This window comes from Cupriavidus basilensis (assembly GCF_000876015.1).
GTDB classification, from domain to species: domain Bacteria; phylum Pseudomonadota; class Gammaproteobacteria; order Burkholderiales; family Burkholderiaceae; genus Cupriavidus; species Cupriavidus basilensis_B.
The window spans coordinates 37,756-51,950 of record NZ_BBQM01000018.1; the positions used below are offsets into that span (position 1 = coordinate 37,756).

A 14,195-nucleotide genomic window follows, 5' to 3' on the forward strand; every position below is an offset into this window, starting at 1 on the left:
CAGCCTCCGCTAGTTTGCGGGATGAACAGCTTGCTGCTGTAGGGCCGCCAGACGGTCGGCCACGTGTTTCCAGTGGATGTTCTGCATGAACGCGTCCACATAGGCCGCTGCCTTGGCGCCGTAGTCCATCTGGTAGGAGTGCTCGTACATATCGAGCGCCAGGATGGGTGTAGCACCTGCGAGCGTATGGGCGTGATCCGACGCCCACTGGTTGACGAGGCGCCGGTTGCGCGGCGAGTAGGTGAGCAATACCCATCCCGAGCCGCCGCCAAGCGCCTTGCCCATTGCCGTGAATTCGGCTTGCCAGCGTGCGAGCGAACCGAAATCGCGCTCGATAGCGGCCTTCAGATTGCCTTCCAGCGGCCCACCATCACCTAGGCTGTCGAAATAGACCTCATGCAAGATCATCGAGTTTGTGGCGAGCAGTTCCTCGCGCTTCAACCCATTGAGCACGAACACGGGCGAGGTCGCCGCATCCATGACAGCAAGCTCGGCCGCAATGGCGTTAAGTCGCTTTACCGCACCACCATAGTTGTTCTCGTAGTGACTGACGATCAGTTTCTCGGACAGGCCAGGCAGCCTGGCTGAATCGCATGAGAGCGGTGTCATCTGGTAAATCATGGCGTCTCCTGTGGCAAGTCAGTGATGCAGCAGCGGATAGGCCACGAGCCCGATCAAGGCAGCACCCGCAACGATCATGGGCTCGGACAGCTTCTTGAACTTCAGCAGCAGCGCAACGGTGACTAGCGCCAGCAGCACGGTGGGAATATCGACGATCGAGCGCTTGGCGAGCACGATGACCGCTCCTGTAATGGCACCGATGGCCGCTGCGGTAACGCCATCCACGAACGCCAGGATGCCCGGCAGCTTGCCGTACTTCTTGAAGTACGGCGCCGGCAGAATCGTGAAGAGGTAGCACGGCAGGAATGTCGCAGCCGCTGCCACGCAGGCGCCTGGCAGGCCCGCGACCAGATAGCCAATGAAGCCGACGGTGATGACGACCGGGCCAGGCGTGATCATTGCCACCGCCACGGCGTCGACAAACTGCTTGTCGTTCAACCAGTGGTGTTCCGTCACCACACCGCCGTACAAGAACGGCACGATGGCGAGCCCCGAACCGAAGACGAACGCGCCGGCTTTGGCAAAGAACACACCGATCTGCGAGAGCAGAGGCCAGTCCACAGTGCTCAGCAGGTTGCTCGCCGCCGGCAAGGGCATTGCGGCTATCGCATTCAGCTTGCCTTGACGCAGCCACTTGGGCGGCGCACGCCAAAACCAGACCAGCACGCCGGCCGCGAGAAACAACCAGGCCACCTCCGACTCCGTAATGACCGTCACTGCGGTGAGAACCAGGTAGATGAACCACAGCAGTTTGTCTTTGCCCACGCTCTTCTTGGTCAGCTTGTAGGCACTGATCGCGATGATGCCGATGACGGCCGCACCCACGCCATAGAACACCGACTGCATCCACGTCAGCCCACCGAAGCGCACGTACGCCCAGCCGAGCGCCAGCACTATCAGGAAGGATGGCAACACAAAGGCGATCCCGACGAGCGTGGCACCCAGGATGCGGTAGTGCACATAGCCAAGATAGATCGCCAACTGGGCCGCCAGCGGCCCTGGCGCCAGTTGTGCCAGCGCGATGCCCTCCTTATAGTCGGCATCGGTGATCCACTGCCGCGCATCGACCAGGTCACGGTGCATGTAGCCGGCGAGGGCCACCGGGCCGCCAAAGCCCAAGGTGCCAAGCCGCAGGAAGTAAAGCACCAGTTGCCGTAGCGTGTATCCGGGGCGCTTCTGAGTTGACTGCGCCGAGGAGGTATCGGTTGGTTGGGGCGAGTTCATCGTCAGCCTTGAAGGGTGAGCCTGATTGGTGGAAAGTGGTTAGCGCCTGCGGCTGCTGGAGAAATGCGCATGGAGCGAATCGAGGACATGGCTCATCTCGCCCAGCAGGGCATCGTCATCGGGCAGCCTCTCGCGGGCACCGGTCAGTACGGCCTCAAAGCCGCTCGCTTCCGCGACGGGCGTGCCGCCGATGTCGAGTACATGAATCATCTGGCCGAGGCGCGTCAGTCCTTTGTCCTCGTCGAGCCCAAAGCTGGCGAGCAGCACCTCAAAAGAAACGCGGTCGCCGACATGCGTGAAGGTTGCGCCGTCGAAATCGAATCCCAGCGCGTCGTCCGGGCATTGGCGAACGTCGTCGAGCCAGAGAAACGTGGCATGGGGGTCGATGAAGCGCCGGATCAGCCAGGCACATGCGATCCGGTCCACCCAGAGGTGCCGGCGGGTTGCCCAGCGCCTTCCCTGATATTGGCTGGGATCGCGTCGCGGAATTCTGCCGGCTACCTCGTGCGGTTCGCCCGGCGACAGCAGGATATCGACGGCCGCGTTGAAGTCGCGCCATTGCGCTTCCGCTCGCGCCGACGCGTCGTTGGGGAAAAAATCGATATGCCGGATCGCGTCGAATCCCCGGCCGTGACGGCGCACCAGGCGCAGCAGTTCCGCTTCGTCCGCGTCGCCCAACGTTGCGCGCGCGCCGGAGAGTTCGGCCGTCCAGGCCGCATACTCGGCAGACCGGTCGAACAATGCGCGATACTCGGCATCTTCCTGTGCATCTTTCGTCTGGACCGAGAGGATCCAGACTTTGCCGTCCTCGCTGGTCGCGTCCTCGGCCATCTTTTCGAGCTGGCCGCGCAATCCCGGCTGATCGGGCAAAAGATAGGCGCCATCGCGCAGTGGTGCGCCGCCGAGCGACTTGATGCCGCGCCACAGTCGCATGCGCGGAGTAGCGGACGATGTCGGCAGGCTGACGATCAGCAGCAGCCAGGTGGCCCGGGGGCTCGATTGGAGAGGAATCATGCGCCAAGCGTAGCCGTCCGTAGCCTTGTCTTCAATGTTGTAGAGACCTCTACAATCTCGAAAATTGGATACAGGTGCGAGGGTGTTTGCTGTCGCGCGCCGTATTAGCTAGGTCAAGGGTATGGAGATGAGCAATGGCTGACGTCGACGAATGGCTTAATAGCGCCTCAAAAATCACATTTGAGGCATCTTCCGGCACGCGCGTCGCAGCCATTCAGCAGCGCATCGCAGCAGAGCCGACGCAGGAAGTACTCGTGGCGCGCCACGATGTGTGGCGCGCTGTCCTGTGCGCTGCCGTTGCGGCGCTGGTGGCCTATGCGGCAATGGACCGGGTAGCGACGAGCCTGATGGTCAAGACAGCGCCGACATGGGTCGCCACGCCTTCTGCCGCGTCGCCGTTCGGCTTGCTGATAGGCGAATGATGACGCCGCGAACTCGACGTCTATCCATTTCCACGCTGGTTGGAGCGCTGGTCGGCATCTCTGTGGCCATCGCAGGTGTCTATGCCACGCGTTCCGCGCATGACCGACATACCGACTTGCATGAAATGCTGCACGAAGCTGTGCCGCTCGACGCCAATGAGCGCGAAATTCTGGAGCTGAAAGAAGAGGCATTTGCGCAGCGCCGGCGGGAAATCGAGATGCGGTTGCGGGCTGCGAACGGCAAGCTGGCGGACGCCATTGCCAGAAATCCGAACTGGTCGCCCGAGGTGGAGGCCGCGATCCAAGAGGTCGAGCGCGCAGCCGGCGACCTGCAGCGCGCCACGTTGGTCCACGTGTTTGAAATGCGTGCAGGCCTCAAGCCCGAGCATCGGCCTGCATACGACCACGTCCTTGTCGATGCGCTTCGCCGTGGATCGCAGTGAATCTGGACGACGCGGACAGGCTGCTCGCCCGACAGGCGGCTGACGGCAACCAGCGCGCATTCGGCCAGCTCGTGGAACGACATGGCATCGCCCTGGCCCAGGCTGCGCGCAGTTTCGGCGTTCCCGAAACCGACATTGACGACGTCGTGCAGGATACCTTTGTCGCCGCATGGCACGCGCTTGATGATTTCGATCCGGACAGGCCATTCCGCGCCTGGCTTTTCCGTATTGGGCTGAACAAGATGCGGGACCTGTATCGCTTCCGGCGCGTCAGGCAATTTCTTTTTGGTGCCGAGGACCTTGGCGAAATGGAGCTAGCAGGCGGCGTCGCCAATGAAGAGCCCGGCCCGGAACAGCGCGTGGCGGCTCGCCGGGATCTGGCGCGTGTGATCAGGACCCTGGACAAGCTGGACAGGAGCTCGCGCGAAGCCATCGTGCTGACGGCCATTGTAGGGATGTCCCAGCCGGAGGCGGCAGCCGTGCTGGGGATGAGCGCGAAGGCCGTCGAAGGGCGAATCGCGCGCGCGCGGGCCAAACTTGCCGCCGTGCTCGAAACCGTCTTGGAAAAATAAAACTGGAACTCGCCGAGGGGAAGCACCGACCTGCCTCGTATAGAGAGGGATAGCCGTCAACCGTCTCTCCTTTCGATGAAACAGGTGAACCTTTCGTTGCTTTGTCGACCTCGCTACATCGGCGCCGCAGTGTGGCTCGTGCCCGCAGCGTTGAGCCATGCCGCCGAGGCGCCTCCCTATTCGAATTTGTTGCAGCAATCGCTGGCACTTGCCCCGGCAATGGTTGCGCAGGCCGCCGATGTTCGAGCTGCCGGCGCAGATGCTGCCCAAGCGCGGGCGTGGCTCAATCCGCGGGTCGATACCGTGCTCGAGAACCTAGGCGCCCCGGCCAGCGATGGCGTGAGTCAGCGCCAGAACACCTACTCGATCACGCAGCCCTTTGAAATCGGGGGCAAGCGGGGAGCCCGCGTCGCGGTCGGCGAGCGCAACTTTGCCGCCGCACAGGCGCGGGAGCGGCAGGCGCAGGTAGCCTATGCCGCGGAACTCGCCGTCGCTTACGCAACGGCGGAAGCCATGCTGGGTCGCCAAGCGCTGGCAACCGAGAACCTGGCGCGCGCCAATGAGGAACTGGCAGCCGCGCGCGCCCTAGTCGATTCCGGGAAGGAGGCCAGCTTGCGCAGCGCGCAGGCAAAGGCCAGCGTGGCAGCGGCGCAGGCCACCGAGGCCGCAGCCATCAACGACGCCACGCAGGCTCTGGCAAGGTTGTCCGCGATGTCTGGCGCCGCTGAGCCCTACACCGCCCTTGCCAGTTCATTGCTGACCGCACTGCCAGCCATCCCGGGCGCATCCATGACGATCGGCGAGTCGCCGTCGGTGCGGGCCGCCGAAGCAGAACGCAGTGCGCTGGACGCACAGGTGGATGTCGAAAGACGGCGCTGGATTCCCGACGTCGGGGTCAGCGCTGGCATACGGCGTTACGGCTGGACCAATGCCAGTGGCTACGTGGTAGGTGTCACGGCCTCCATTCCGTTGTTCGACCAGAACCGCAACGGCATCAACGCCGCCGTCGAGCGAGTTGCGGCCGCCCAGGCGCGGCTGGACAGCGTCCGGCTGGAAGCCAATGCCGCGCGTCAGTCCGCCGTATCCCAGGTGGCCACAACGGAAAAGCAGCTCGTCGCGGCCAGCGAAGGAGAACAGGCCGCTGCACAAGCCTATCGCATGGGGCGCATTGGCTATGAATCAGGCAAGACGCCGCTAATGGAACTGCTGGCCGTGCGCCGTGCATTGGTCGAAGCCCGGCAACTGACGATCGACGCGCGCCTGGCGCGCGTGCGCGCTCTGGCGGCGCTGGCTCAGGTGGACGGCCGCCTGGCATTTGAGGAATCACGATGATGAAAAACGAGCGCCGGTCTGTGAACTGGCCGATGGTTGCGGGGGCGGCCGCAGTGGCGGCGGCTGTGGGTTTCGGTGCAGCGCGCCTGTCGGGATCGGAGAAGTCCTCCGCATCCTCGCTGGCAGCAGAAGTACAGAAGCCGGAAGCCGCCGCGAAGAAGCCCAGTGAACAGGAGGTCAAGATACCTGCCGCCTACCTTGCGGCCGCCAACATCGCCGTGGAGCCGGTGGCGAGCGCGGCAGTCGGCACGGAAATCCTGGCGCCGGCCACGGTGACAGCCGTGCCAGGCAGCGAAGCGGCCATCGCGTCGCGCGCCGCCGGCGCGGTGCAGCGCATCCAGCGCCGGCTCGGCGATGTCGTGCACGCGGGCGACGTGCTGGCCGTGGTCGATAGCCCCGACGCGGCTGCTATGGCGGCCGAGCGCAAGGTCGCGCAGGCCAAGGCCGATCTGGCGCGCAAGACCTACGAGCGCGAGGTGACGCTGTTCCAGCAAGGCGTCACGCCGCGCCAGGAAATGGAAGCGGCAAAGGCCGCGCTCGATGTCGCCCAAGCCGAGGCGCTGCGTGCTGCGACGGTGGCCCAGTCCGCGCATCTGTCCAGCGACGGGCGCTCGGTGGCGGTCGTGAGCCCGATTGCGGGCAAGATCACGGCGCAATCCGTGACGCTCGGCGCCTTCGTGGCCCCCCAGGCGGAGCTCTTCCGTGTGGCCGGAGCCGGCGCCGTGCAGGTGGAGGCCGCCGTGACCGCCGCCGACACGAGCCGCATTGCCGCTGGCAGCGACGCCACGATCCTGCTAGCCAACGGCTCGCCGCTACCAGCGCGCGTACAGGCCGTCACGCCGACGGCAACAGGCGCCGCGCGCGCCGCGACCGTGGTCGTGGAGCCGGTGCGGCCGACCGATCGCCTCGTCGTGGGCGAAGGTGTGCAAGTGCGCCTGCGCACGGCGGCGAGCGAGGCCGCGTCCCTTTCGGTGCCAGAAGACGCCGTACAGAACCTCGATGGCCGTGACGTCCTGTTCGTTCGCACGCAGGACGGCTTCCGCCCAAGGGCCGTGCTGGTTGGGACCCGTAGCGGCGGCGCGGCACAGATCCTCTCCGGCGTGCGGGCTGGTGAACAGGTGGCCACCCGCAACGCCTTCCTGGTCAAGGCGGAAATGAACAAGGGCGGCGGGGACGAGGAATGATCGAAGGTATCCTCAGCGGCTCGGTCCGCTATCGCTGGCTGGTGCTGTTCATGACGGCGGTCGTCGCGATGATCGGCGCCTGGCAACTCAACCTGCTGCCGATCGACGTCACGCCTGACATCACCAACAAGCAGGTCCAGATCAACACCGTGGTGCCGACGATGAGCCCGGTGGAAGTGGAGAAGCGCGTCACGTATCCGATCGAGACCGCGATCGCCGGCCTGAACGGTGTAGAGAGCACGCGGTCGATGTCCCGCAACGGCTTCAGCCAGGTGACTGTGATCTTCAAGGAAAGCGCGAACCTGTACTTCATGCGTCAGCAGGTATCGGAGCGGCTGGCGCAGGCGCGTCCGAACCTGCCGGAGAACGTCGAGCCGCAGATGGGACCCGTGTCGACCGGGCTTGGCGAGGTCTTCCACTACAGCGTCGAATACCAGCATCCGGACGGCACAGGCGCTCCCGTCAAGGACGGCGAGCCCGGCTGGCAGGGCGACGGCAGCTTTCTCACCGAGCGTGGCGAGCGTCTGGACGATCGCGTCTCCAGGCTGGCCTATCTGCGCACGGTGCAGGACTGGATTATCCGGCCGCAATTGCGCACGACGCCTGGCGTGGCCGACGTCGACTCGCTCGGCGGTTACGTCAAGCAGTTCGTCGTAGAACCCGACGCGGCAAAGATGGCCGCCTACGGCATCTCCTACGGGGAACTCGCCCGGGCACTTGAGGATGCCAACCTATCGGTCGGCGCGAATTTCATCCGGCGCTCGGGGGAATCGTATCTGGTACGCGCCGATGCCCGGATCAAGTCCGTCGACGAAATTTCCCGGGCGGTAATTGCCCAGCGCCAAAACGTGCCGATCACAGTGGCGCAGGTCGCTGCCGTCAAGATCGGCGGGGAATTGCGGTCCGGTGCCGCCAGCCGCAACGGCAACGAAACGGTGGTGGGCAGTGCGCTGATGCTCGTCGGCGCAAACAGCCGCACGGTGGCACAAGCCGTAGGCGACAAGCTCGAACAGATCTCGAAGACGCTGCCGCCGGGCGTGGTGATCGTTCCCACGCTCAATCGCTCCCAATTGGTAATTGCGACCATCGAGACGGTGGCGAAGAACCTGGTGGAAGGGGCGCTACTGGTGGCAGCGATCCTGTTCGCCCTGCTGGGCAACTGGCGCGCGGCGGCCATCGCGGCCCTGGTTATTCCGCTCTCCCTGCTGGTCAGTGCGATCGGCATGAACCAGTTCAACATCTCCGGCAACCTGATGAGCCTGGGGGCGCTGGACTTCGGCTTGATCATTGACGGCGCGGTCATCATCGTGGAGAACTCGCTCAGGCGGCTGGCCGAACGGCAGCGCCACGAGGGACGCCTGCTCACGCTCCATGAGCGGCTGGAGGAAGTCATCCAGTCGTCCCGCGAAATGGTCCGTCCGACGGTGTACGGGCAACTCGTGATCTTCATGGTCTTCCTGCCATGCCTGACCTTCCAGGGGGTGGAAGGCAAGATGTTTTCGCCGATGGTGATCACGCTGATGCTGGCGCTCGCGTCTGCCTTCGTGCTGTCACTGACCTTCGTGCCGGCCATGGTGGCGGTGCTGCTGCGCAAGAAGGTCTCCGAGAACGAGGTGCGCGTCATCGTTGTGACCAAGCGGCGCTATCGGCCCTGGCTGGAGCATGCGGTAGCTCGTCCGATGCCGTTCATTGGCGCCGGCGTCGCGACGCTGGCGATCGCGGCGGTGGCATTCACGTTCGTCGGGCGCGAATTCATGCCGACGCTCGACGAGCAGAATCTGAATCTGTCGTCGGTGCGCATCCCGTCGACGTCGATTGACCAGTCGGTCGCCATCGATCTGCCGCTCGAGCGCGCCGTGCTGTCGCTGCCGGAAGTCAAGACCGTGTACTCCAAGGCGGGGACGGCCAGCCTGGCGGCCGACCCCATGCCGCCGAACGCCTCGGACAACTACATCATCCTGAAACCGAAGAGCGAGTGGCCGAAAGGCGTGACGACCAAGGAACAGGTCATCGAGCGTATCCGCGAGAAGACCGCGCCGATGGTCGGCAACAACTACGACGTGACGCAGCCGATCGAGATGCGGTTTAACGAACTGATCGGCGGAGTGCGTAGCGACGTCGCCGTGAAAATCTACGGTGAAAACCTGGATGAACTGGCGGCCACGGCTCAGCGCATCGCCGGCGTGTTGAAGAAAACCCCGGGCGCCACGGACGTTCGCGTGCCACTGACCAGCGGATTTCCGACGTTCGACATCGTCTTTGACCGCGCCGCGATCGCCCGGTATGGCCTGACGGTCAAGGAGGTGGCTGATACCCTTTCCGCAGCCATGGCAGGTCGGGCGTCCGGACAGATCTTCGATGGCGACCGTCGCTTCGACATCGTGATCCGCCTGCCGGGCGACCAACGCGAAAATCTCGATGTCCTTGGCGCGCTTCCCGTCATGCTGCCTGTGACCGACGGTCAGGCTCGCGCTTCCGTGCCGCTGCGCCAACTGGTGCAATTCCGGTTCACGCAGGGTCTCAACGAGGTCAGTCGCGACAACGGCAAGCGCCGCGTGTACGTGGAAGCCAATGTAGGCGGCCGGGATCTCGGCAGCTTCGTTGACGATGCCGCGGAGCGCATCGCCAAGGAAGTCAAACTGCCCCCGGGCATGTATATCGAATGGGGCGGCCAATTCCAGAACCTTCAGGCGGCTACCAAGCGCCTGGCCATCATTGTGCCCCTGTGCTTCATCCTGATCGCCGCGACGCTGTATATGGCAATCGGCAGCGCCGCGCTGACGGCAACCGTGCTGACGGCGGTACCCCTGGCATTGGCTGGCGGCGTCTTCGCGCTGCTACTGCGCGGGATCCCGTTCTCGATCTCGGCGGCAGTTGGCTTCATTGCGGTGTCCGGCGTGGCGGTGCTGAACGGACTGGTACTGATCTCCGCCATCCGCAAACGTCTGGAAGACGGCATGATGCCTGACACGGCCGTGATCGAGGGCGCGATGGAGCGCGTCAGGCCGGTGTTGATGACTGCGTTGGTGGCTTCGCTGGGCTTTGTGCCGATGGCAATTGCAACGGGCACGGGTGCCGAAGTCCAGAAGCCGTTGGCGACGGTCGTCATCGGTGGCTTGATCACGGCGACCGTGCTGACATTGTTTGTCCTGCCCGCCCTGTGCGGTATCGTTTTGCGCCGGCAACCGCAGGTCATCTCAGGTGGCCGCGATCTGATCGAAGCGTAGTGATCGTTATGAAGCGTCGGAGACGTCATGCTTGAAGTACTGGGAAATCGCACATACAGGCACTTGTTTGCCGCGCAGGTGATTGCATTGGTCGGGACCGGGCTCGCAACCGTTGCCCTTGGGTTGCTGGCCTACGACCTCGCCGGAGCAAACGCCGGAAGCGTCCTCGGCACGGCGCTCGCCATCAAGATGGTCGCCTATGTCGGCATCGCACCGGTGGTGGGCGCCTTCGCCAACCGGCTACCGCGCCGGGCATTCCTGGTGGCAATGGATTTGGTGCGAGCCGCAGTGGCCATCTCGTTGCCGTTCGTGACACAAGTCTGGGAGATTTACGTGCTGATCTTCCTGCTGCAATCTGCCTCGGCAGCGTTCACGCCAACTTTCCAGGCGACGATACCAGACGTGTTGCCGGAGGAGAAGGACTACACCCGGGCACTATCGTTGTCGCGTCTGGCCTATGACATGGAGAGCCTGGCGAGTCCCGCGCTCGCTGCCGCGCTGCTCTCAGTCATCAGCTTTCACTGGCTGTTTGGTGGCACGGTCATTGGCTTCCTTTGCTCAGCCGCACTCGTGGTATCGGTACGCCTGCCGCAGTCCCGCGCCGTGGACCGTACCGGCAGCATCTACGCGAAGACCTTCCGCGGGATTTCCATCTATCTGCGCACCCCGCGTCTGCGAGGATTGCTCGCGCTGAACCTTGCCGCGGCAGCCGCCAGTTCGATGGTGATCGTCAACACGGTAGTCTACGTGCAGAGCAAACTACAGCGGCCGGCATCGGACGTTCCGTTCGGACTGGCGGCATTCGGATGCGGCTCGATGCTGGTTGCACTGATATTGCCGCGGTTCCTCAATGAGCGTCCAGACCGGCCCCCAATGCTGACCGGGGCGTTCATCATGACCCTTGGCCTTGCGTTCGGCGTGGTGCTGACCAGCTTTGCGCCGGCGGTCGAATGGCCCGAATTTCTTCTGACATGGTTTGTGATCGGCGTTGGCTACTCGATGACACAGACACCGAGCGGGCGCCTGCTCAGGCGATCTGCCGCCTCGCCCGATCGCCCCGCAGTATTTGCCGCCCAGTTCTCGCTGTCGCACGCCTGCTGGTTGATCGCCTATCCGCTGGCTGGCCAGATCGGTGCCGGGTATGGGATGACTGCGGCGTTCGCGGTGTTGGCGGGTCTCTCACTGATTGGCGTCCTTTGCGCATGGCGGCTATGGCCTGCCGATGATCCCGATATGCTCGAGCACGAGCACCCTGATGGCGACGAATTGGATGGACATCTGGAAGAGGGAGAGAGGACGGGGCAACGCAGGCATCGCCACGCTTTCACGATTGATGACCTTCACGGGGAATGGCCCGGCAAGTGGTGATCTGCGTCGCCCGTTCACTGGTGGTCTGACGAGCAAGATTGAGACGTCCGATCAATCTCAGTTCGGCCGTTCGACTCATGGCCGCCGGGCACTGTTCTTCGCTGGAAGTTGCCGGTCGTCTTTACCGGACAAGCGGCCGTCTCCGACCTGCCGCAGTCCGTCGCCCTACTCCGTTGGCGAATCCGTTGATCGCATTTCCCCCTGATCGACAAAGGCAAGGGCGGAGCGGTAGATCGAACCAGCCCGTTTTGCGCCCTGAGACGTCATGCTGATAGGATGCAGGGAACCGGGGTTCACACCTTGCTGTGCCGCAGGCGCAGCGCATTGCCGACCACCGAAGCCGAACTCAGGCTCATCGCCAGCGCGGCGATCAGCGGCGACAGCAGCCAGCCGGTAAACGGGTACAGCACCCCAGCAGCAACCGGGATGCCCAGGCCGTTGTAGAGAAAGGCGAACACCAGATTCTCCTTCATGTTGCGCACCGTCCCCACCGACAGCCCGCGCGCGGTGGCAATGCCGCGCAGGTCACCCTTGACCAGCGTGATCTGGGCGCTGTTCATCGCCACGTCGGTGCCAGTACCCATGGCGATGCCGACGTCAGCCTTGGCGAGCGCCGGGGCGTCATTGATGCCGTCGCCAGCCATGGCGACCACACGACCTTCCTTCTGCAGGCGCTCGATCAGCGTCAGCTTGTCGACCGGCTTCACTTCGCCGTGGACCTCGTCGATGCCCAGGCGGGCCCCCACCGACTTCGCGGTCGTCAGGCCGTCGCCAGTCGCCATGATCACCCGCAGGCCAGCCGCCTTGAGGGTCGCCAGCGCCTCCGGCGTACTCGCCTTCACTGGGTCGGAGACTGCCAGCAGGCCGGCAAGGCGTCCGCCCACCGCCAGGTACATCACGCTAGCCCCTTCCCTGCGCAGAGATTCGGCCTGCTGCGCGCGTGAATCGACGGCGACACCGACCTGCGCCATGAGGACGGTGTTACCAAGCGCGAGAGGCTGCCCTTCCACTTGTCCGCGCACACCGATGCCAGAACCGGACTCGAAGTTCTCCGGCTTGCTCAGTGCGAGGCCCTGGGCGCGCGCGGCCTGCACGATCGCATCGGCCAGCGGGTGCTCGCTGCCCTGGTCCAGGCTGGCCGCCAGGCGCAGCACCTCCGCGGAAGTGAAGCCGTCCGCCGGGACCACCTGATCGAAGGCAGGGCGGCCTTCGGTCAGCGTGCCGGTCTTGTCGATGACCAGGGTATCGACCCGGCGCAGGTTCTCGATCGCGGCGGCATCGCGGAACAGCACGCCCTGGGTCGCACCGCGCCCGGTGGCGACCATGATCGACATCGGCGTTGCCAGCCCCAGCGCGCAGGGGCAGGCGATGATCAGCACCGACACGGCGTTGATCAGACCGAACACCCAGGACGGCTGCGGGCCGAACAAACCCCAGATGAAGAAGGTAGCGATGGCGATGGCGACGACCACCATCACGAAGTAGCCGGCGACCACATCTGCCATGCGCTGCATGGGCGCCTTGGACCGCTGGGCCTGAGCCACCATCTGCACGATCTGCGAGAGCACGGTCTCCGAGCCGATGCGCTCGGAGCGAATGACGAGCGCGCCGCTGGTATTGAGCGTGGCGCCGATGACCTTGTCACCCTCGCGCTTGCTCACCGGCAGGGGTTCGCCGGTCAGCATGGACTCGTCCACCGAGCTTGCACCCTCGACCACCGCGCCATCGACGGGCACTTTCTCGCCGGGCCGCACGCGCAGGAGGTCGCCGACGTGCACGTGGGTCAGCGGCACATCCTCCTCACTACCGTCGGCGCCGATGCGGCGCGCGGTCTTGGGAGCCAGCCCCAGCAGCGACTTGATCGCCGCCGAGGTCTGCGAGCGCGCCTTGAGTTCGAGAACCTGCCCGAGCAGCGTCAGCGAGATGATGACCCCCGCGGCCTCGAAGTAAACGCCGACCCGACCCATCGAGATGAACGACGCCGGAAAGATCCCTGGCGCGACGGTGGCAACGACGCTGTAAACGAAGGCAGCGCCCGTGCCCAGGCCGATCAGCGTCCACATGTTCGGGCTGCGGTTGAGCACGGACTGCCAGCCGCGCGAGAAAAACGGCCAGCCGGCCCACAGCACGATCGGCAGCGACAGCACCAGTTCCATCCAGCTCTGCGTGGCCATGTCCATCAGATGCAGACGTTCGCCGAACATCGCCAGTGCCAGCACCACCAAGGTCAGCGGCAGCGTCCACCAGAAGCGCCGGGAGAAATCGCGCAGCTCTGGGTTGTCGTCCTCCAGGTCCGGCAGCAGCGGCTCGAGGGTCATGCCGCAGATAGGGCAATTGCCGGGGTGATCCTGGCGGATCTGCGGGTGCATCGGGCAGGTGTAAATTGTGCCTGGAGCCGCAGGCTTCGGCGGTTGCGCCGAGTCCGCTACTACCGGGGCTGCTTGCGGTGCGTGCCCATGGTCCTGCCCATGGCGGTGATGGCCCGCCGTGCTGCCGCTGGTGCCGGGGGCTCCGGCATGCGTCTGCCCTGCCGGGACGGGTTGAAGCGTCATGCCGCATTTCGGGCAGGCGCCAGGATGATCCTGCCGGACTTCGGGGTGCATCGGACAGGTGTAGATCACGCCCGTCGGCGTTGCGCCCGACCGACCCTCGGCTGCGGGTGCGCCTGTGTGGCCGCAATACACATGCGCTCCGGGAACCATGTTGCCCGACGGCAGTGTCCCCTGTGCGGGAAGATCCCGTTCGGGTGTTTTTCCCGGGGGCTGGCTCATGACGGTTTCTCCGAGTT

At 64.6% G+C, this 14,195-nt stretch carries 11 protein-coding genes; 7 read left to right on the forward strand and 4 right to left on the reverse strand.

Annotated elements, in window-relative coordinates; all coding sequences use genetic code 11:
- Window positions 1–9 precede the first annotated feature (9 nt).
- The 3 genes from KF708C_RS18815 to KF708C_RS18825 are packed head-to-tail and all read right to left on the reverse strand — an operon-like array spanning window position 10 to window position 2,859.
- A complete protein-coding gene (locus KF708C_RS18815) occupies window positions 10–621 on the reverse strand; it encodes a superoxide dismutase (RefSeq protein ID WP_020205265.1) in 612 nt (203 codons plus the stop codon).
- Window positions 622–639: 18 nt separating this feature from the next.
- The gene (locus tag KF708C_RS18820) at window positions 640–1,845 is read right to left on the reverse strand and encodes a chromate transporter (RefSeq protein WP_029044092.1); all 1,206 of its coding nucleotides are present in this window, start codon (window positions 1,843–1,845) and stop codon (window positions 640–642) included.
- Between the two features lie 39 nt (window positions 1,846–1,884).
- Entirely contained in the window at window positions 1,885–2,859 is a 975-nt protein-coding gene (locus tag KF708C_RS18825; RefSeq protein WP_020205267.1) for a chromate resistance protein ChrB domain-containing protein, read from the reverse strand.
- Window positions 2,860–2,993: 134 nt separating this feature from the next.
- Here KF708C_RS18825 and KF708C_RS18830 point away from each other — a divergent pair, with 134 nt between their 5' ends.
- From KF708C_RS18830 to KF708C_RS18860, 7 genes are all read left to right on the forward strand, one after another.
- Entirely contained in the window at window positions 2,994–3,281 is a 288-nt protein-coding gene (locus KF708C_RS18830) for a CnrY/NccY family anti-sigma factor (RefSeq protein WP_020205268.1), read from the forward strand.
- The gene (locus KF708C_RS18835; protein ID WP_029044093.1) at window positions 3,278–3,724 is read left to right on the forward strand and encodes a periplasmic heavy metal sensor; all 447 of its coding nucleotides are present in this window, start codon (window positions 3,278–3,280) and stop codon (window positions 3,722–3,724) included. The genes KF708C_RS18830 and KF708C_RS18835 overlap by 4 nt, the downstream gene beginning before the upstream one ends.
- The gene (locus KF708C_RS18840) at window positions 3,721–4,296 is read left to right on the forward strand and encodes an RNA polymerase sigma factor (protein ID WP_020205270.1); all 576 of its coding nucleotides are present in this window, start codon (window positions 3,721–3,723) and stop codon (window positions 4,294–4,296) included. The genes KF708C_RS18835 and KF708C_RS18840 overlap by 4 nt, the downstream gene beginning before the upstream one ends.
- Before the next feature lie 75 nt (window positions 4,297–4,371).
- On the forward strand, window positions 4,372–5,628 hold the full coding sequence (locus tag KF708C_RS18845) for a TolC family protein (RefSeq protein WP_029044094.1): 1,257 nt from the start codon (window positions 4,372–4,374) through the stop codon (window positions 5,626–5,628).
- Window positions 5,625–6,812 (forward strand): CzcB/NccB family metal efflux transporter periplasmic adaptor subunit, encoded by a 1,188-nt coding sequence (czcB, locus tag KF708C_RS18850; RefSeq protein WP_029044095.1) that lies wholly within the window; start codon window positions 5,625–5,627, stop codon window positions 6,810–6,812. Before KF708C_RS18845 ends, czcB begins: the two co-directional genes overlap by 4 nt.
- Window positions 6,809–10,039, forward strand: coding sequence for a nickel efflux RND transporter permease subunit CnrA (gene cnrA / locus KF708C_RS18855; protein WP_020205273.1), 3,231 nt, complete (start codon window positions 6,809–6,811; stop codon window positions 10,037–10,039). The genes czcB and cnrA overlap by 4 nt, the downstream gene beginning before the upstream one ends.
- 27 nt (window positions 10,040–10,066) lie before the next feature.
- A complete protein-coding gene (locus tag KF708C_RS18860) occupies window positions 10,067–11,407 on the forward strand; it encodes an MFS transporter (protein WP_020423910.1) in 1,341 nt (446 codons plus the stop codon).
- 293 nt (window positions 11,408–11,700) lie between these two features.
- Here KF708C_RS18860 and KF708C_RS18865 read toward each other — a convergent pair whose 3' ends face one another.
- Complete coding sequence (locus tag KF708C_RS18865) at window positions 11,701–14,178, reverse strand: copper-transporting P-type ATPase (RefSeq protein ID WP_222104603.1); 2,478 nt, start codon at window positions 14,176–14,178, stop codon at window positions 11,701–11,703.
- Window positions 14,179–14,195: the final 17 nt, after the last annotated feature.